The following is a 19,548-nucleotide window of genomic DNA, read 5'->3' as shown; positions in this document are numbered from 1 at the left end:
TTACATAATACCAGTATAGCACATACCTCTTTTTTGAAAATAAACTCTTTTATGACAGGAGCCGCATGACTTGTCCGCTGTGAAAAGACCGGCTGACATGCTCATGGCAGGTGAAATAAAGTATCTGCCGCCCGCCTTCTGAGAGCTGATTCAGCACATCAAACAGCCGCTGCAGCCGCTGCCTGTCAAAATGGACAAAACTGTCATCAAGTAAAAACGGCAGTGATACCGCAGATTCCCTCTCTGACGCAAGGGCAAAACGGATCGCCGCATAAAGCTGCTCGCATGCCGCCTGTGAGAGTTCGCCTGCAGAAAACACCGTTCCGTCTTTCCGCATGACCATAATGGAATCATCAGCCTCGGAAAAATACAATTTGTGATAGCGTCCGTCCGTAAGCGGTCCGTATAATGCACCGGCGGTTTCTAACAGACGGGGAAGCGTCACTTTTTTATGCCGCTCCATTTTTTCCCTGATGATGTGTCTGACCGTCTGTAATGCGGCCCACTCTTTAGCGGTTTTTTTCACGCGCTCCTTCTGCATTTCTGTCTGCTGTTTTAAATCGGATACAAGCCCCGAGGACTCCAGCTGCTCTTGTTTCACCGTTAATAAAGCGGTTTGCTCACGGAGCTTCGCGCTTTTTTCCTCAAGCGTTTTTTTCTCTGTTTCCTTCTGAACGACTGTAAGTTCAAGTTCGGACACTGTGCGGCTCATGTACGGCTCAAGCTGTTTTCCGCCTATGCCGGACAAGTGCGTTTTGATTTCGCGCAGCTGCCGCTCTGTTTCCCGGCGGCTTTCATTCAGCCTGGCGAGTTCACAAAAGTGTTCGCGGTTTTTTGCGCCTGCCGCCATGAAAAGCTGTTTGACCTGCTGTTCGTAGTAATGAACTTCTTCGTTTAATTCACGCATTTGCTCTTGTGCATGCAGCAGATCCGTTTCGAGCGCCTGCTTTCGTTTTGCTTCCTCACGGGCCCGTTCCGCCTGCGCCAGCAAAACGCGCAGTCTTTCTTTTACGGACAGCTCCCTTCCGTCTGAAGGACTCAGCTTTTTGACCCGGTCCTCAAATGCTCTTTGCATCTTTTGCAGCCGGCCCGCTTCAATGGTCAGCTCATGCTTGTTAAGGATTTCTTTTTTGACATCTTTCATCACATGATATGCGTCAAGAAGATGGGAAGGACTTCCTGAAAACCCCAGTTCCTTCATGAAAAGTTCCGCCTGTTTTTCAGACGGCGCCATTTCCGCCTCCCATTCTTCATATTGGCGGATGACTCTTTCATATGCCGCTTCTTTCTGTTCAAGCACGGCTTGATCCGCAATCAGCTGCTGCCGGTGCCGGCCGTCACGCCAAAGCTCTTCCTGCAGAAGATCAGCTGCTTCTTTGGAGATCGTCGGTTTCTTTTTCTTGTGACCTGCCCCTCCTCTTTCTGACGGCAGCGGTTTTTGCATGCCGGACAGCATATACAGCAGCAGAGCGCCGGTAAAAAGGGCGGCGGGCAGCCATTCCTTTAACATAGCGAAAATCGCAATGAACAGAATGCCCGCACCGAGAAAGAGCTTTTTTTGCTTGACGCGCTGTTTTTCCAGCTGCTGTACATGTGCCTGCCATTCGTTTCCTTCTGTATCAGCTGTTTGCTTATATGATTGTAAAGCGGCTTCTTTTTCTTTCCTGACAGCGGGGTCCAAAATGTTTTCCGCCGTCAAGGCATGTTTTCGTTCGGCTTCTTCCAGCTCCAGCCGCGCTTGTTCGAAAATCGCATCAAGCTGTGTCTTTCTTTCTCTTGCCTGTCCGGCGCTCTGCACGGCTTCCTGCAGCCGCCATTCATATTCATAATCGGTGTTCAGCGAAAGAATGCCGTCTTCCTCATGTCTTCCGAGCTGCTGCAATCCTGACGAAACGCGGGCAGATGTCTGCCGGATCTGTGATTGGATGGCGGCAAGCTGTTCGCCGCGCGATTCGTACATATGCTGCTCGCCGGAAAGCTCCTGCAGCTGCCGCTCTGTTTGCAGCAAGTCCTCATTTGGAGCGAGCAGCTCAGCCTGCCGCCTGAGTTCAGCCGCTTTTGCCCGAAGTCCCTCAAGACGGGCCGCTTTCGGATGGAGATGCGATTCGTATTTTTCAAGCTGATGCATCCCGTCCTTCGGGAATTGCTTCAATGCTTCCGGATAAGAAGAAAGTTCGCTTTCCAAGGCTGTTTTTTTGTCTGCGAGCGGCTTTGCTTCTATCGCCGATTTTACTGTTTTGATTTCTTCAGTTATGTCTTTCAATCGTGCTTCAGCATCCTGCAAACGGCCGCCGGCGCTTTTTTTCTCTTCCAGAAGGCTGTGATAGCCCGCTTCCGCAGCTTCCGCCTGTTTCAGCTGGGCGCTGAGCCGCTTTAATGTATCCAACTCCTGATTTAAGCGGGGGTTCCGCCCGTTCGGCTTATACATCCTGTCAAGTTCTTTTGCCAGCCGCCCGTCAAGCTTTGCCGCCGCTTCCGACCCGAATAAGCTCGAATACAGGAGAAACTCGCCGATTTTGTCCCGGTTAAAAGCTTGAATCTCCTGCAGTCCGAATACATCGAACGAATAGATCGCTTCGTACAGCGCCCGGTCTGTATCGGAGAGAAGCTGTTTGAGCCATTCTCCGTCCTTGATTTCGCCTGAAGCCGTATACACTCTGACTTTTTCGGCAGCGCCTTTTGTCCGTTCGATTTTGACGGCACCGTGATCGACATGCTTCAATTCCACAGTGCCGCCGTAAACCCCGCCGTTTTTCGGTTCGTATTTTTTTGATTTCGGAAAACCGAACAGCACGCTTTTGATAAAGGACATCAATGTCGTTTTCCCCGCTTCATTTAATCCGTAGATCACTTGCACGGGAGAATCTGACAGCTGAAAACTTCGGTCGGAAAATTTTCCGTATTGGTAAATATGCATCGCCGTTATTTTCATCGCTGAATCTCCTTCATCTGGCGTCTTAAAACGGCTTGAGCCTGCCGCTTAATATCCAGTATCTCTTCATCTGTAAATGAAGTGATCTGACGCCGATATACGGGATGACGCTCAAGGGCTTCAAATACACCGCTCATGTCTGCGCATCGTTCTATGTCCTGAAGCAGCCCTTTAAAAAACGGATCTGGCGGCACGCTGTCTGTTTCATCCGTCAGATCCTCAAGCGCGAGCGGCCAGACGAAACATTCCTCTTCGGCCTCTTCCTCCTGTAAAGCGGAAAGAAACTCCTCTGCGATGCCTGCGGGCGCCTCCGTCCAAAAGCGGGGCGCCGCGCCGCGAAGCACCAGCCTGACACATGCCGGGCGGCCCGCCGCGCGCAAGCCGGAGAATGTATCCGATGCGGCTTTCAGAAGTGAAGTCATATGTTCAGCTCCGGAGATATCAAGATCAATTTCCTCCCATAACACATCATGCGCTTCTTTGAATTCCCAAGACATCTCACCGTTTGCCGCCCGGACGAGGTAATATCCCTTAGGCCCGGTTTCTTTTAAATGCCGGGCTTGAATATTCCCGGGGTAAATAGCGGCGGGATGCTGGGCGGACAGAACCTGCCGTTTATGAATGTGTCCGAGCGCCCAGTAATCCATGCCGCTTTTTTCAAGGTCTTCTTTCGTAAACGGGCAGTACGGGTCATGCCCTTCCGCTCCTGATAACATGCCGTGGAGCATGCCGATATGATAAGGCGCTCCGGTCATTTTCCGGTAACGGGCCGCCTGATTGACCGTTACGCTTCTTTCCTGATAGCTGCATCCGTATATGCTTGCCGCAAGCTCTCCGTTTTTAAAGAAAGACTTTTCCTCCGGTGTACCCGAGGTGAATATATGTACATTTTCCGGCCATTCAATCGGCGTCCACTTACCGCCCAAATGATCATGGTTGCCGAATATGACGAACACTTGGATATCCGCTTCCTGTAATCTCGTAAACTGTTTTCTCAAAAACAGCTGGGCTTTTAAACTTCTGTTGGCTTCGTCAAACAGATCCCCCGAAAGCAGCACGAAATCTGCCTGCTCCCGCAGTGCCCCGTCCGTCAGACGGCGGACGCTGTGAAATGTGCTTTCTTTAATACGCGCATATACCGGTTCAGGCAGATTCGAAATGCCGTAAAACGGGCTGTCCAGATGCAGGTCAGCGGCATGAATAAACGTCAGATCAGCCATCTCGCCCTCCCCTTTCTGCAAATTGAATTACCCTTATTTTAGCACCGTTTTTATACGAATGCACGTTCTGCAAAATAAAAAAACAGCCCGGCTGTTCCGGGCTGTTTCACTTATTTTTTGGAGATGCGCAGCGCTTGTTTGATCGCTTTGAATCCGCTGGCGTTTCCGTAAATCAATACGCCGCCTTTGTAAATTTTCGCGCCGACCGCCGCAAAGATCACGATAGTGACCAGTGTCAGGGCGATCCCGGCCGCAGCCTGCCAAAACGGGATATCGAGCATCCCGACGCGTAAAAACATAATCATCGGCGTGAAAAACGGAATGTAAGATGTAACGGTAATAAAACCGGCGTCAGGATTACCGATGCCGAACATGGCGATCATAAAACCTGCCACGACTAAAAAAACCATCGGCTGAATCGTCTGCTGTACGTCCTCTATCCGGCTGACAACACTGCCGAGAAACGCGGCAAGCGTCGCGTAAAGAAAATAGCCGAGCAAATAGAAAATGACGGCATAGACTATCGTCGAGACGGGAACATCCGTAAAATTGAGAAATGCACTGATCGGCGACGACGCATCATTATGAGGGTTCAGCTTCAGTGAGAGATAACCCGCTGCAATCAGCACCGCAAACTGTGTGATCCCCACGAGCGCGATACCGAACAGTTTGGCAAACATCTGCTGAATCGGCGGCATGCTTGAAATTAAAATTTCCATGACGCGGGACGATTTTTCCGTCGCCACTTCCATCGCAATCATGCTTGCGTACATGATAACTGAGAAGTAGATGACAAACAGCATGATGTAGACAAGCCCCATTACCTGACCGAGCTCTTCCTCAGATTTCGCCCCTTTTTCCAGCGCGTTTTTGCTGACTTCCGGCGGAGTGTAGAGGCTGCTGACTTTTTCTGCCGAAATGCCGAGCTTGGCGGTTTCGACAGCGGTTTTTGTCTGGGTTAAAGCCTGTTTGAGAAGTTTATACGCTGATTCATCAGAAATGGTCAGCGCTTTGTAGGCTCCTGTTATCGTTCCTTTTTGATCTTGTCTGATGATAAACAGTCCGTCCCATTCACCGTCTTTGACACGCTTTACGGCATCTTTTTCGGACTCCTTCGTCTCCATTGCCTGCAGATCATTGTCTGTATCCGCCGCTTTAAGCTGTTTTGCAAACGCCGGGTACAGCCCGCCCGTTTCATCAATCACCGCGATTTGCTGCTTGCCGTCATCCGATTGAAACACGGAAATAATCGATTGCAGGTTGGTCACCGCTAATACTAATAAAACGGTAATGGCGGTCGAAATAATGAATGACTTTGTCGCGATTTTGTTTTTATATGTATGAAACAGCATAATCCAAAATTTATTCATATACGGCCCCCACCTTTTCTATAAAAATATCATGCAGTGACGGCTCTTCCAATTCGAACTTCCGTATAAAACCTTTCCCTTGCAGCGCCCGGAAAATATCCTGAGAAACCGGTTCATTCGCGACCTGCAGTCTGATTCCGTCATTTGTTTCCTTCCATTTCACGACACCTTCATGCGTTTTTAAAAAGCTGAGGTCATCATCTGAATGAACGGTGACATTTTTTTTGCCGAAAGACCGCTTAATGTCTTTCAGATTGCCTTGAACGACGGGTTTTCCCTTCTGGAGAATGCACAAATTCTCGCAAAGTTCTTCCACATGCTCCATTCGGTGGCTTGAAAAAACGATGGAAACGCCGCTGTTTTTCAAAGAAATAACCGCTTCTTTCAGCAGCTCGACATTCACCGGATCAAGACCGCTGAAAGGTTCATCGAGAATCAGCAGTTCAGGCTTATGCAGGACGGCCGAAATGAACTGGATTTTCTGCTGGTTTCCTTTCGACAGCTCTTCGACTTTCTTATTCTTGTAATCTGTAATGCCGAACCGCTCGAGCCATGTCATGAGCTCTTTTTCCGCCTCTTTTTTGCCCATTCCTTTTAATCTCGCCAGATAGACTAGCTGGTCACTCACCTTCACTTTCGGATACAGCCCCCGCTCTTCCGGGAGATAGCCGATTTTTTCACTGATGGAATAATTGACCGGCTGCCCTTTCCAGGTGATATGCCCGTCAGTCAGGCTTAAAAGACCTAAAATCATCCGAAAGGTCGTCGTTTTTCCCGCGCCGTTTGCGCCGAGCAGCCCGAACATTTCCCTTTCAGGTATTTGCAGGTTCAAATTGTCAACAGCGGTAAAGCTGCCGAATGTTTTCGTTACATTTTCAATTGTAAGCACGAATCCAACTCCTTCCTTGACCCATTATATACTAATAATGGGTAAAAATTAATGGAGGATTTTAAATTCTTTATCAGAATATCATTCTATAAAGGGGGTGACATGATGGGACAATATGTATTGACCGCATTCCATGCGTCGGGAGAAACGATGCTGGATGAACGGATCGAAGCAGATAATGAGGCGGAGGCGAAGGCCGCCGGAGAGGCTTTGTTAAAGGAAAAAAAGCTTGAGAACAGTACTCACCGCTTGGTAAATGAAGCCGGAAAGCTGATTTTATTCCACAGATAACAGAAGCTTTCCGGCTTCTGTATTTTACCGGTTAAATTGCGGCGTCCGTTTTTCTAAAAAGGCGCGGATGCCCTCTTTATGATCATCCGTTTTTCTCATATTTTCCTGGGCCTTTCGTTCAAGAGACAAAACGTCTTTTAACCGGCTGATATGAAGGCTCTGATAAATAGCCTTCGTTTCAATCATCGCTGACAGCGGCGCATGCAGCAATCGGTCGATATACGGTTGTGCCCCCTCCGCAGGGCTGCCGCTGAACAGCCCGTCGGCAAGCTTGAGCCGCACCGCTTTTTCAGCCGGCAATTTTTCACCGCTCCAAATCAGTTTTTTCGCTTCGATCTCACCGACCCGTCTCATTAATAAATAATGGCCTCCTCCGTCGGGAACCAATCCGATGCCGATGAAATTCATCGCGAGTCGGGCGTTTTCTTCGGCGAGCACCACATCGGCGCACAGCGCGAAACTCAGCCCGAGCCCCGCCGCGGCTCCGTGGATGGCGGCTATCACAATTTTTTTCATATCATAGAGCGTCAGCGTAATGGATTCAATCATTTTCATGAGCCGTTCATATTCTCCTGAATCATGATCCGACGTCATCATCTGGATATCACCGCCCGCGGAAAATCCCCTGCCTTCCCCCCGCAAGAGGACGATAAGCGCTTCGCTGTCGGCTGCCATAACGCATGCATTTTCCAATTCCCGGAGCATTTGTTCATTCAGCGCGTTGTAACTGTCAGGCCGGTTCAGCACAATCTCTGCGATCTTTCCCTTTTCTTCATAACGAATATACTGCATGTTTACTCCCTCCTTGAATCCGCTTACATATTTTGTTCAAATGATATATTCCTTCCCCCGAAGCCAAACTCCTTTATTTTTCAAGGTCAACAGATACCGAAAAATGCATATCATTTGAAACTGAACATACATTTTTATATAGTGAAATTGATATACAAAACAAAAGGGGGGAAAAACACCGATAATGAAATATGTGATACTCAGCTTGTTACTGAGCTTTTTTATGGTGCTGTTCCCCCCTTCGGATGTCGCTCTTCCTTCCCAATTGGTGACAGAAACAGACAGCCATGTACAAATTTCGGTTTACCCGCAGGAAACGGAATCGGCAAAGACGCCGGTTCAAACCAAAACCGCTCCGCAAGGCCTGTCAAAAGGATACGGTGCGTTATCCCGGATGATCTCCCTGTTATCTGTCAAACCTCTTGATCAATTCATTGATTCCACAATGGAAAGGACATGCGCCATTCCGATACAATACCAGTCAAATTACCTCCGGCATCAGACCATTTCTCATTGCCAATCTGTATTTACGGTGTAAAAACAGTATATTCCGGAGGGATTTTTTATGAATATTAAAGAAAACGATCTGCCCGGCATCGGGAAAAAATTCGAAATCGAAACGAGAAATCATGAAAAAATGACGATCATCATTCATGATGACGGCAGGCGGGAAATTTACAGATTTGATGACCGCGACCCTGATGAGCTTCTGGCAAGCATTTCACTTGATGATGCGGAAGCAAGACAGATTGCCGCGATTATCGGCGGGATGGTGTACAAACCGCAGGCGCTTGAATCGATTGAAATGGCGTTCAGCGATCTGATTATCGAATGGTTTAAAGTTGAAAAAGGGGCAAAAGCGGCAGGGCGGACGCTCGGCGAACTGGATGTGCGCCAAAACTATGACGTGACGGTTATCGCCATCATTAAGCATGACCAGAAAAAGTTTTTAAACCCGGGGGCTGATTCGCTCCTTGAAGCAAACGATACACTCGTCCTCTCAGGTGAAAGAAAGCATCTGAAAAAACTGATCCAAGACTTCCTCTCCAGAGACGGAGTGTGATCTGTTTATGGACCATCTCGTATTTGAAGTCGGTACGGCGTTAGTTCTTGTGGCCATTGCGAGTGTCATCGCCAATAAAATTAAATTCTCGATCATCCCCTTCCTGATCATTTTAGGAATGCTTGTCGGGCCGCACGCGCCCCAGGCGGGCATCATTGATCTGACGTTTATCGAAAGCCGGGAAGTGATTGAGTTTTTCGGACGGATGGGCGTCCTGTTCCTCCTCTTTTACCTCGGGCTTGAATTCTCGGTCGGAAAATTAGTCAAATCCGGACGTTCAATCGCCGCCGGCGGGACGATTTATATTCTGATTAATTTCAGTTTAGGGCTGATCTACGGCTTTATCACGGGCTTTTCCTTTTTGGAAGTGCTTGTATTGGCGGGCGTCATCACGATATCATCAAGCGCCATTGTCGCAAAGGTGCTTGTCGACTTAAAGCGCACGGCCAATCCGGAAACGGAGCTGATTCTCGGCATCATTATGTTTGAGGATATCTTTCTGGCGGTTTACTTGTCCGTCGTTTCCGGGCTTGTTCTGGGAGACGCGACGTCTGTCGGGGGCGCGCTGATGTCAATCGTGATCGCTTTCGGATATATGCTGCTGTTTTTCATTGCCGCTCGGAAATTGCCGCCTCTGCTGAACAAGCTGCTTGATATCCGTTCAAACGAGGTATTTGTCATCGTCATTTTCGCCGCGCTCTTTTTCATTGCCGGCTTTTCCGAAACGATTCATGTCGCTGAAGCGATCGGCGCGCTCTTGCTCGGACTCGTATTTTCGGAGACGGCCCATTCTGACAGGATTGAGCATCTTGTCGTGCCGTTCCGTGACTTTTTTGGCGCCATGTTTTTCTTCAGCTTCGGCCTCAGCATTGATCCGTTTTCACTCGGAGATGCGGTATGGCTCGCCCTCGGCGCCGTTCTGCTGACGATTGCCGGAAACTTTATCGCCGGCATGATCGCCGGGCGCCGGGCGGGGCTTTCTCATAAAGCATCGTCCAATATCGGGCTGACCATTGTGTCCCGCGGCGAATTCTCCATTATCGTCGCAAATCTCGGCATCGCCGGCGGCCTGTCCGCTTCACTTAAACCTTTCGCCGCCTTATATGTTTTGATACTGGCCATCTTCGGCCCTTTGCTCACGAAAGAATCGAAGCGGATATATCTCCTGCTGAACAGCGTATTCAAATGGAAGACGCCTGAAAAGAAGCCGCAGAAATCATAAAAAAAAGCTGACCTCTTCATAAGAGGTCAGTTTTTTTGAGCGGGAAGAAATTGCTGAAAAGCCGTTTTTTTATTAATGGAGAAATGCTCTTTTCCCAGAATGGTATTGATGATTTTTTGGTTTCTGTAAACAGACAGCTTCAAATTCGTAGCGCCCGTTCCGTGAGCATGATCAAGATTCGTTAATGTGAAAAAGTGATGCCGCCTGTCGTCCTTAAAGACAAGACGGGAATCGGCCGTCACTTTAAACCGTTTCTCATCCTCCCATTCGATATCGGGGGCAATTGCCGTAAACCATTCCGGAATATGAGGTTTAAAGCCGGTCGCCAATATCACTTTTTCTGAATCGGCCGTAAAAGTTTCATCCATCTGCCATTGATGAAAGCTCAGTACGCAGCGCCCGTTTTGCTTTTCAATTTTTTCAAGCTCCGCCATCGGCTGAATATACACGTCAGGCGAACCTCCGCTGATCGATCTGTGATACAGGGCATCGTAAATGGCGGCAAGTGTGTCAGAATCAATGCCGTGGCGCAGTCCGTCCAGCTCAGGGAGTGTGTTCAGCCGTGCTTTAAAAGGCAGGCGGTTAAAATATTCCACATAATCAGGTGTAAACATTTCCTGCCCGAGCTTAGCGGTTTCCAATTCTCGAAATCCGGCGGAGCGTGTCACCCATTGCAGCCGGCTGCGGCGGTATTGTTCATCATGCAATAAGTCAGAAAAGATCTCCGCGGCGCTCTGTCCGGAGCCGACCACTGTAATTGATTCGGCGCCGGCGAGCTCGTCTTTCCGGAACAAATATTCCGTGCTGACCATCGTGTCCTGACGCGCTCCGTCATCAATCTCTGCGGGAATAAGCGGTTCAGACCCCGTCCCCATGACGAAATGCTTCGTCTGATAGACACTGATGCTTCCGTCCTCAATGTTCTTGACGCTGACTTCATAATGTCCGCCGGCATTTTTCACGCCGATTACCTCTGAGCCGAAACGGCATGATTTGATTTCTGAAGCCGCCCAGCTTAAATAGTCGTTAAATTCCCGTCTCGGAATATCAAATTCATTAAACGTATAAAACCGGTACAGCCGGTCATGTTCATGGAGAAAGTTTAAAAACGTGTAGCGGCTTTTCGGATCGGCGAGCGTGACCAGGTCTGCCAGAAACGCCACCTGTAAATCCGTTCCTTTAATTAATAGACCGGGATGCCACGCAAATTCTTTCTTTTTATCGAAAAAAAGAGCGTCTGTTCCGGGTATATCCTCTAACAATGCGGCAAGCCCTAAATTAAACGGCCCGATTCCCGCTCCTATGACATCATACATATTATGCACCTCTTGCGAATAACAGTCTGATGAACTTTTCCCTTTTTTACAGACGGTTAAACATAAAAAAAACGGCACGCTGATTCCGTGCCGTTTTTGATATTATAATGCAGATTTGACGAACATCTCATCTAAGTATTTGATTTTCTCTTCTGTATAATGCTCGAATCGGTCATTATATGATTTCGGGTCTTTCGGATTGGCGAAGTGCGTGATTTTTCCGGTTTCCGGATGAATGAATTTGCTTGCCGCGCCGCAGCCGATACCGATAATCGTCTGCGCTTCTTCCATAATCATAATGTTGTAGATGCTTTCCTGACCCGGGAAGGAGTAGCCGACATTTTCAAGGTTTCCGAGAATATTTTTCTGCCGGTACAAGTAGTAAGGCGTATAGCCGTGCTCTTTTGTCCAGCGGACGGCGTCATCCATCATGCGGGACACTTCCTGTCTGTCGGCAACTTTATACTTATGCTTGTTTCTCGTCATTTCTGACGCCCGTTTAAAAGAAAGCGTATGAACGGTCAAAGATTCAGGCATCAGCTTTTCCGTTTCTTCAAGACTGTGCCTGAACTCAGCCGTCCCTTCTCCCGGCAGACCGATGATCAGGTCCATGTTGATATTATTCATGCCGTGCTTGCGGGAAAGATGGTATTTTTCGATGGTTTCTTCAACTGTATGGTGTCTGCCGATGGCCTTAAGCGTTTCGTTTTCATAAGATTGCGGGTTGATGCTGATTCTGTCAATCTTATACTTATTTAAAACGGCAAGCTTGTCCTCCGTAATCGTGTCTGGACGGCCCGCTTCAACGGTAATCTCCCTGATATTTGCGACATCCGGGAAAGAGCGGACCATTTCTTCATATAAAAGATCCATTTCTTCAGCGGTAATGCTTGTCGGCGTGCCGCCGCCGAAATAAATGGTCGTCACTTTGATATCATGCCGCTTCAGCCATTCTCCGATTTTCTGCATTTCATAGTGAAGCCCCCATAAAAAGGAGCCGACTCTTCCCGCCTGTCCTTGAATGGCATAAGCCGGAAACGTGCAGTAGGCGCACTTCGTCGGGCAGAACGGGATGCCGATATATATGCTGACTTCATCTTTGACCCGGTACAGATCGGGAACCGCAGCGAGCTGGCGGTCGACAATCTCCTGCATCAGATTGATTTTTTCATCATGGATCAGATAATCTTTTCTCAGATCGGCATGCGCCTCTTCTTTTGTCAGGCCGCTCTGCAGCTTTTTATGAAGAAGTTTAGTAGGCCTGATGCCGGTTAAGATTCCCCATTTTTGTGTCATGCCCGTATGCGATTGAAGAAGATTTAAGTAGACATATGACAGCGTGTTTTTCACCTGTTTAAATACTTCTTTTTCGCTCCATCCGGCAAGAAGCGGTTTCGTGTGATGTTCCTTTTCGCCGGTTCCTTTGATTTCTCCGGATACCGACACGCTGTCTGCATCTTGAGAAATGGCAAGTGAGATGACGAGATCAGAGGGTTCCTCTGTTTCGCCGTACGCAAGAACACACTCTTCAAAAAATAAATTCGCGATGTTTTGCAGCGGACGATGCAGCCTGTCATCCGATATGCCGTCTATTTTTATTTGCAATGTGATCACCTTATTTTTCAGATTCAAAACTTTCTTTAGTGTACAGAAAGAACAGGCTAAAATCAATCCGCGAAAAAGCCGCAGACCGGCCTTTCGCGTCTGCGGCTCTTGATTACGGCCGTTTCATATGGAACTTATCGAGAAAGCCTTTGCGGTGCTGCATGCGGAAATATTCCTTAATCATATAGGCGACTCCCTGTTCATCATTTGACCTTGTCACCCAGTCCGCTTTTCTTTTTAATTCATTTGAGGCATTCCCCATCGCGACGCCGAGACCGGCCAGCTCGATCATCGGCAGATCATCTTCCTGATGGCCGATAGCTACAACCTCTTCCATTGAAAGCCCGAGATCAGCGGCGACCATCGAAAGTCCGCTTTCTTTTGAAACCCCTTTAGGCACGATGTTCAGTTTTTCTCCGTTGACGCGGATCACATCGACGGCCGGGAATGCTTTCATTATCGTATCCGTTATATCAGCCTGCAGGCCATCTTCAGCATGCACTTCAATGACGGGCGCTGAAACCGGCTCATCAAGGAGCAGGTCACTTAATGATTCGACAAACTGCACCGGATAAAAGATCGGGTCGGACGGATGAATCATCGTTTTCCCGACCAGATTGGAGTTCACTTTCTTCTTGTTACCGATCGAATATTTTTCGTGAAGAAGCCGGATATTGCATTGATAGCTTTCGAGCACCTGAACGATATTAAACGTGTGATCTTCTGATATTTTCTTTTCAAAAAACGGCTCATCTATTTTTTCAGAAATGTATGCGCCGCTGTGGGTAATCAATTTTGCATCAAGCTTTAATATTTTCGCCACTTTTTGAGCGGAGCGAAAATGGCGGTTTGTGACCAGTGTGACGTAAATCCCTTTTTTCTTGACGTATTCGATGGCATCCTTTGTCGTCTGATGAAGTTTGCCGTTGGAGCGAAGAAGCGCTCCGTCTATATTTAACGCCAGCATTTGTTTTGACACAGAGAAGTCCCCCTCCTTGATGACTGTACTTGTCATTAGGATATGACCCTGTCTCTTTGTTTAGAACAACCTTTTCTCCGCAGCAAAAAAGCCTGCCTCAAGCAGACTTTGAACTGTCGTTTTGTTGGGATACGATCGATTTGCTGCCTTCTCCCCAATGTGCATTTCTATTAACGAAATATATCAGGAACCCCTTATTTGACCGTTGATGCGCTCGTTTCACTTACTCTCTGTTGCTACCCCTTAACATACCAGGCAGTATAGGCGACCGTATCCTTAGATCATCTGTAAGTGTAGGCGCTTTCAGAGTTATTATCTCAATAATATTGTTAAAAAACAAGGGTTTTTTTAACTAAAAAAATCAGGGGAAATATCTGTGCTGAATGTATGATAAAGTTGAAAGGGAACGTATATTCGCATATAATAAAAGAAAAAAAGCGGTGACTGTCATGTCTCTATTAAAAGATATTTATAACGAAGAATTTGCAGAAGCACTTCTGCACAGAGTCAAATCGGCGTATCCGGCTTTTGAGCGGGACAAGTGCCGGGCGCTGATATTTCAGGAAGATTGGCCCGGACTGACGTTAAAACAGCGGATGCGCCGGATCACAGACTCTTTATATGAAACACTGCCGAAGGATTACATACGGGCGCTTGACGTCTTATATGAGACAGCTCCCCATTTCACAGGGCTCGCCGGGATTATTTTTCCCGATTATGTCCAACAGTACGGAACGGATCACTGGGAAGCATCAATGAAGGCGCTTCAGTTTTTCACTCGTTTTTCCACTTCCGAATTTGCGGTCCGCCCGTATATCAGGCTTGACCGGGAGAGGATGTTCAAAGAGTTCCTTTCCTGGACGGAGCATTCGGACGAACATGTCAGAAGGCTTGCCAGCGAAGGCTCAAGACCGCGCCTGCCGTGGGGAATCTCCATTCCGGCTCTTCTTGACGACCCTTCTCCGATTCTCCCTGTTCTGGACCGCTTGATGCAGGATGACTCGTTATATGTCAGAAAAAGCGTGGCGAATAACCTGAATGACATCTCCAAAACACATCCGGATGTTCTGGCACAGATCGCAGCCGAGCGGTTCGGAAGCTGTCCGCACACGGATTGGATTTTGAAGCACGCCTGCAGGACACTGTTAAAAAGAGGAGACAAACAGGCGCTTGCGATTTTCGGGTTTGAAGACGCCTCCCGGATTTCATTGGAACGTTTTACACTGAATCCGGAAACGGCCGCCATCGGAACAAGCATACATTTTTCTTTTCAGGTCCGCTCAGCCGCCCGGCAAAAAGTCAGGGTTGAATACGCGATTGATTTTGTAAAGAAAAGGGGGCACCGCAGCCGCAAGGTGTTTAAGATGTCGGAGTCCGCCATGGATAACGGAGACGTAAAAGCCTTCAGCAAACACCATTCCCTTAAAGATTTAACCACCCGCAAGCATTATCGGGGAATTCACACTCTGTCTGTCATCATTAACGGAACGGTAAAAGGTTCGCTTGATTTTTCTGTTGAATAAAAAAACCCCTCCATTTCATAGATGGAGGGGTGTGGAGCTTATTGCGGGCTGCCGTAAAGCTCTTCAAGAGGTTTCATAATGATTTTGTTTAACTCGCCGATCAGCATGCTCATGCGCTGTTCCGCTTCCATCAGCTGAGAAATCAATTCATGCTGCTGTACGAGAGCAACGGTTTTTTGTGCCTGCTCTACCTCTTCCTGAGTGATTTCTTCACCTGACATCTGCTTCTGCTGCAGCTGCAGCTGTACATTGCGGAAGTTATCAAACATGCGTTTTGCGGATTCATCTGCGTTTACTTGATCATAAAGCCCTCTCAGACGGCTGTATTCATCACTGTTTCGCAAAGCTTTTTCAAGATCATATGCTGCATCATAAAAATGAACTGCCATAGTAACCGCTCCTTTCTTCCTTTCGGACATACCACTCCACTATAACAGACTGCGGAGCGACTTTCATCATCGGCGTATGTTTTCCTTAGAAAAGAATGACAAACAAAGCCTGGATTGCTCCGATTATCCCGCCGAGCAGACCGCCTAAATACGTTATCATCTTAAATTCTCTCTTGGAAATCGACAGCACCATTTCTTCCAGCCGTTCAACGGGAAACTGATCAACCTGCTCTTTGACCACTTCCTCAAGACGCAGCCGTTTCAGCACATCCTCCAAATGAGCGGCAATACTGCCGAGTGCCGCATCAAGCAGCTTCGGCGCGTACGTCCCCGTAATCTCCCCTTCATAACGGGAGATGATGTCACCGATCCGGCATTCGAAAAAGGGCGCGGTTTGAAGTGCGGCCAAAGCCCGCTTTTTCATGCTGAACAGCAGATCTTTCGCATTCCACTTTTCATCGGCCTCATAAAGTGTATAAGATTTGAGCTTGCCCCATTCTTGAGAAAGCAGATCAGCCAGAAGCTTTTTCGTTTCCTCATTGCGCAAAAACTTTAACAGCTCAGGCAGCACACGGTCTGCCAAGCTTGAATTGCCGAGGAACATCTGCACCATGCCGCCGAGCATCCCCCGGGAATTCAAAAAGTCGTCAATCATATTTCCGAGCCTGTCTTTCCCTTCTTCGCTCTCAAAATAATCAATGCTCCGCTTCAGGATATAATCTGCGGCCAGCGGGATTTTTTCATCCAGCTTTTCCTGCAGCTCATCAGGAAGCCAGTCTTTTATGGCGCGGTGCTCATATTTCCGGTACAGGTCCGAAAGTTTTTCATCGGTAAAACGGTCAATCCAGGCATCCGTCTTTTCCTGCGGATTCCGGATGCCCGCGGCGATCAAAGCTTCGTGCACCGTCATCTCGGAAGCGGCCATTTTTTGCGTGAATTGTTCGGCGAAAAGAAGCGCCTGGTTTTTAACGGTATCTGATAAAAGCCGCTTTTTTATTCCTTCCGGGGTTAAAAGGTGGTTCGTCACCATGAGCCCCATTTGTTTTGCCAATTCATCCCGTCTTTTCGGGATCAGCCCCGGCGTAAACGGAACCCGTTTCCCGAACAGGTAATACGGCCGGTACGGACGAAATAACATCTGAATGGCAAGATGATTCGTCACCGCGCCGATCGCGGCTCCGATCACAATCATAAATAGAAACGTTCCTGCTATGCCCATTCCTTTTCTTCTGCCTCCATCTTATGTTCTATTTTCTTGATGATATATCTATTCGTATTATAGAGGCTGGCGGGCATGCGGGCAAATGAAGAACCTGAATTGTTGTTTGTGAGGAATAAGGCAAGATGCTGTTTCGTACTCTTTACAGTAGATCATCTTTTATGATGGGCTTAGCATATTTATTGGATGGAAGGGCCGTTCCATCAGCGGCTTTTTGAATAAAGGGGGAGTAATAATATGACAACACTCGGTTTTATGTCTGTATCCCGCCGGCACGAAGAAGATTACGCCGGGGAATTGGCTGAAAGAGCGCCTCAATATAATGTGCGCTTAGCCCGCTTTACACCGTTTGATATATTTCCGGATTCTTTGCGCGTGAAAGCGCTCGTCTATCACCCGCAAAGCGGAAAGTGGAACGAAACGGAAATCGATATTCCCGAATATATTTACGACCGCTGTTTTTACGGAAAATCCGCTGAAGCGCAAAAAGCCAAACCGATCGTCGAATGGCTGAAAAAATATCCGAAAACGGAATTTATCGGGCGGGGGCTTCCTGATAAATGGACGGTCACGGATGCGCTCCAAAAGCATCATCTGATCAGCCCCTATATTCCTGAAACGGCCGAAGTCAGCCGCTATGAACAGGTGCAATCATACTTAGCCAAGGAAAAAGCATGTATACTTAAGCCCGCTTTCGGCGCGGGAGGCAGAGGCATCATCCTGCTTGAAACAGGCAAAAAATCAATTACGGCCACTTACTATATCGGAAAAAACAAACAAACAAAATCATTTTCCAATCACGTGTCTTTTAAGTCTTGGTGCAAAAAAGTGCTGCAGCACCGCTATTTGCTTCAATCCTACTTAAATATCCAGGATAAAGAACGGCATCCGTGCGACATCCGCATTTTCATGCGCAAAACGGAGTCAGGCGTTTGGGAAACGGTAGGAAAAGCGGTCAGAAGGGGCTATCAGAACGGTCTTTTATCTCATTTGCCCGGAGGATCAGAACCGATTAAGTTTGACACATGGTTTGAGGAAATTCCGAGAAAGCAGCAGGCCGTTTTATTGGATGATGTCTTTTCGATCACCCAATCCGTCCCTTATTTCCTTGATGAACGGTTCGGACCGCTCTTTGAGCTGGGGCTCGATATTTGTTATGCCAAAGACGGACGCATCTGGCTTTTGGATGTCAATTCAAAGCCGGGACGGAAAGCTATTTTAAGCGTGGCTCCGGAGGCGAAAGAGGATTTGTATACGGGTCCGCTGAGACGCTTCCGCGAACTTCAGTCACAGGAAAGCAGGAAAGGAGTATTACCGCGTGAATCATAAAGGGATGATTGTCGGCATCGATAAAAAAAGCAAAAATACGCTGTTTCTCCCCTCCTCCATGAAACGGGAAGGGCTTTTATCCGCTGCCTTCGGGACCAAGGTTGTTAAATGCCGTGTAGCCTTTTCTCAATCACTTGAAAAAAGCGCGCTCCTTTCTGAAGATTTGTTTGAGGAGCTGTTGATACCGTATAAAAGCCGGGCTGACTTTCTCATACACGGCCAAACGGTGCACATCGGACCGCTGATCGGCGTTTTCACAGCCGGGTTCACATCATCGCCGTCCCGCCCGTTAAGAGACCGTACAGCCTTCTTTTCCAAGATGCTCTCACTTCATGAACAGGCGAACGGATATTGTTTCGTTTTCGGGGCTCATCAGATCAACTGGGAAGAAGGCACCGTCCAAGCGCTGATTTATAAAGAAAACAGCTGGAAACGGACGGCCGTCCCGCTTCCGAATGTCGTATATGACAGGCTTCCGAGCCGAAAAACGGAAGGAGTTCCGCTTTTACAGCAGACAAAACAGAGGCTGATGAATGACTATCAGATTCCGTGGTTTAATCCTCAATTCTTTAATAAATGGGACATTCATAAGCTTCTGGAAAAAAACAGCCTCACCGCTTCACTTCTGCCAAAATCTGTCCTGCACCCGAATGCAGAAGCGTTAGAGACGTTATGCAACACATTTGACACCGTCTATATCAAACCTGCAGACGGCGCACTCGGAACGGGGATTTACAGGGTGGAAAAAACAGATGCCGGCTTATCTGTCAAACACACGAATGAGGAAAAAACGGTGGTGACGGCAGAGTATTCAGATGCGGCATCCTTCATGAAATCATTTAAAGAAAACAATGACCCGTCCGCATTTTTAATTCAGCAAGGCATTGACCTGATCCGGCTGGATGGACGCCCCGTCGATTTCAGGGTGCACACGAATAAAAACGCCGAGGGAAAATGGACAGTGACGGCCATCGCGGCAAAAATTTCCGGTGAAAACAGCATCACGACGCATCTGGCAACCGGCGGAGAAGTCAGGACGTTAGCTGAATTATACGGCGATCCGCGAGAGAGAGTCGGCATGATGCGGAAACTTTCAAAAGCCGCCTTGGCGGTCAGCCGCGTGTTAAATGAGCACATTGAAGGTTTTATCGGCGAAATCGGTTTTGACCTCGGCGTCGATCATTCAGGGAAAGTTTGGATGTTTGAAGCCAATTCCCGCCCCGGGCGCAGCATTTTTTCCCATCCGAAGCTGAGATCGGTCGATTACCTGACAAAACGGAGAAATTTTGAATACGCGTCCTATTTATCAGAACGGTCCATCACCGCCCCGGAAAAACTTTGGCGGTGAGGCTGTCTTTTTTTGGTTTTACCCGGGACAGGCACAGAATGATGAGCTACAATGAACAAGA

17 protein-coding genes are annotated in these 19,548 nt (G+C 48.0%); 7 read left to right on the top strand and 10 right to left on the bottom strand.

The genetic code is table 11. The features are described 5' to 3' along the window. Window positions 1-49: 49 nt before the first annotated feature. The 4 genes from G9F48_RS00640 to G9F48_RS00625 all read right to left on the bottom strand — a co-directional run bounded on the left by G9F48_RS00640 (window position 50) and on the right by G9F48_RS00625 (window position 6,411). Window positions 50-2,932, bottom strand: coding sequence for an ATP-binding protein (locus G9F48_RS00640; protein ID WP_165408867.1), 2,883 nt, complete (start codon window positions 2,930-2,932; stop codon window positions 50-52). Beyond that, window positions 2,929-4,152 carry a metallophosphoesterase family protein gene (locus G9F48_RS00635; protein WP_165408866.1) on the bottom strand — a complete coding sequence of 408 codons (1,224 nt, stop codon included), beginning with the start codon at window positions 4,150-4,152 and terminating at the stop codon, window positions 2,929-2,931. The genes G9F48_RS00640 and G9F48_RS00635 overlap by 4 nt, the downstream gene beginning before the upstream one ends. A 110-nt stretch (window positions 4,153-4,262) precedes the next feature. Then, on the bottom strand, window positions 4,263-5,522 hold the full coding sequence (locus G9F48_RS00630; RefSeq protein WP_165408865.1) for an ABC transporter permease: 1,260 nt from the start codon (window positions 5,520-5,522) through the stop codon (window positions 4,263-4,265). After that, window positions 5,515-6,411 carry an ABC transporter ATP-binding protein gene (locus tag G9F48_RS00625; RefSeq protein WP_007409231.1) on the bottom strand — a complete coding sequence of 299 codons (897 nt, stop codon included), beginning with the start codon at window positions 6,409-6,411 and terminating at the stop codon, window positions 5,515-5,517. Before G9F48_RS00625 ends, G9F48_RS00630 begins: the two co-directional genes overlap by 8 nt. 105 nt (window positions 6,412-6,516) lie before the next feature. Between G9F48_RS00625 and G9F48_RS00620 the strand changes: the two genes are divergently transcribed. Beyond that, the gene (locus G9F48_RS00620; protein ID WP_071392043.1) at window positions 6,517-6,702 is read left to right on the top strand and encodes a YhzD family protein; all 186 of its coding nucleotides are present in this window, start codon (window positions 6,517-6,519) and stop codon (window positions 6,700-6,702) included. 24 nt (window positions 6,703-6,726) lie between these two features. On the opposite strand, the gene G9F48_RS00615 is transcribed toward G9F48_RS00620, so the two are convergent. Next, window positions 6,727-7,494, bottom strand: a complete 768-nt coding sequence (locus tag G9F48_RS00615) for an enoyl-CoA hydratase (RefSeq protein WP_165408864.1) — start codon at window positions 7,492-7,494, stop codon at window positions 6,727-6,729. Between the two features lie 184 nt (window positions 7,495-7,678). On the opposite strand from G9F48_RS00615, the gene G9F48_RS00610 reads away from it, so the two are divergent. From G9F48_RS00610 to G9F48_RS00600, 3 genes are read left to right on the top strand one after another with little or no spacing between them, the layout of a single operon-like run. After that, entirely contained in the window at window positions 7,679-8,032 is a 354-nt protein-coding gene (locus tag G9F48_RS00610; protein WP_007610381.1) for a hypothetical protein, read from the top strand. A gap of 27 nt (window positions 8,033-8,059) precedes the next feature. Further along, window positions 8,060-8,557 (top strand): cation:proton antiporter regulatory subunit, encoded by a 498-nt coding sequence (locus G9F48_RS00605; protein ID WP_003155265.1) that lies wholly within the window; start codon window positions 8,060-8,062, stop codon window positions 8,555-8,557. Between the two features lie 7 nt (window positions 8,558-8,564). Beyond that, a complete protein-coding gene (locus G9F48_RS00600) occupies window positions 8,565-9,779 on the top strand; it encodes a cation:proton antiporter (protein ID WP_003155266.1) in 1,215 nt (404 codons plus the stop codon). A 26-nt stretch (window positions 9,780-9,805) separates the two neighbouring features. Here the strand turns inward: G9F48_RS00600 and G9F48_RS00595 are convergent, their stop codons facing one another. From G9F48_RS00595 to G9F48_RS00585, 3 genes are all read right to left on the bottom strand, one after another. Further along, a complete protein-coding gene (locus G9F48_RS00595; protein WP_165408863.1) occupies window positions 9,806-11,095 on the bottom strand; it encodes a lysine N(6)-hydroxylase/L-ornithine N(5)-oxygenase family protein in 1,290 nt (429 codons plus the stop codon). Between the two features lie 102 nt (window positions 11,096-11,197). Beyond that, complete coding sequence (locus tag G9F48_RS00590) at window positions 11,198-12,700, bottom strand: coproporphyrinogen III oxidase (protein WP_165408862.1); 1,503 nt, start codon at window positions 12,698-12,700, stop codon at window positions 11,198-11,200. A gap of 112 nt (window positions 12,701-12,812) precedes the next feature. After that, a complete protein-coding gene (locus G9F48_RS00585) occupies window positions 12,813-13,679 on the bottom strand; it encodes a Cof-type HAD-IIB family hydrolase (protein ID WP_031378450.1) in 867 nt (288 codons plus the stop codon). A gap of 383 nt (window positions 13,680-14,062) precedes the next feature. Between G9F48_RS00585 and G9F48_RS00580 the strand changes: the two genes are divergently transcribed. Then, on the top strand, window positions 14,063-15,202 hold the full coding sequence (locus tag G9F48_RS00580; protein ID WP_165408861.1) for a DNA alkylation repair protein: 1,140 nt from the start codon (window positions 14,063-14,065) through the stop codon (window positions 15,200-15,202). 38 nt (window positions 15,203-15,240) lie between these two features. Here G9F48_RS00580 and G9F48_RS00575 read toward each other — a convergent pair whose 3' ends face one another. Both G9F48_RS00575 and G9F48_RS00570 read right to left on the bottom strand, forming a co-directional pair. Next, window positions 15,241-15,591, bottom strand: a complete 351-nt coding sequence (locus tag G9F48_RS00575) for a YlbF family regulator (protein WP_007409239.1) — start codon at window positions 15,589-15,591, stop codon at window positions 15,241-15,243. Window positions 15,592-15,676: 85 nt separating this feature from the next. Then, window positions 15,677-16,810: a DUF445 domain-containing protein gene (locus tag G9F48_RS00570; protein WP_070081575.1), complete on the bottom strand. Its 1,134-nt coding sequence runs from the start codon at window positions 16,808-16,810 to the stop codon at window positions 15,677-15,679. 237 nt (window positions 16,811-17,047) lie between these two features. On the opposite strand from G9F48_RS00570, the gene G9F48_RS00565 reads away from it, so the two are divergent. Together G9F48_RS00565 and G9F48_RS00560 are read left to right on the top strand one after the other, a co-directional pair. Further along, window positions 17,048-18,139: a YheC/YheD family endospore coat-associated protein gene (locus G9F48_RS00565; RefSeq protein ID WP_070081574.1), complete on the top strand. Its 1,092-nt coding sequence runs from the start codon at window positions 17,048-17,050 to the stop codon at window positions 18,137-18,139. Beyond that, on the top strand, window positions 18,129-19,487 hold the full coding sequence (locus tag G9F48_RS00560) for a YheC/YheD family endospore coat-associated protein (protein WP_053573527.1): 1,359 nt from the start codon (window positions 18,129-18,131) through the stop codon (window positions 19,485-19,487). The genes G9F48_RS00565 and G9F48_RS00560 overlap by 11 nt, the downstream gene beginning before the upstream one ends. Window positions 19,488-19,548 lie beyond the last annotated feature (61 nt).

Origin of the sequence: Bacillus sp. EKM420B, assembly GCF_011065565.1 — a bacterium.
In the GTDB taxonomy this organism is placed as follows: domain Bacteria; phylum Bacillota; class Bacilli; order Bacillales; family Bacillaceae; genus Bacillus; species Bacillus velezensis.
Note: the sequence above shows the minus strand (reverse complement) of the source record. Positions and strands in the feature narration are given on the sequence as shown.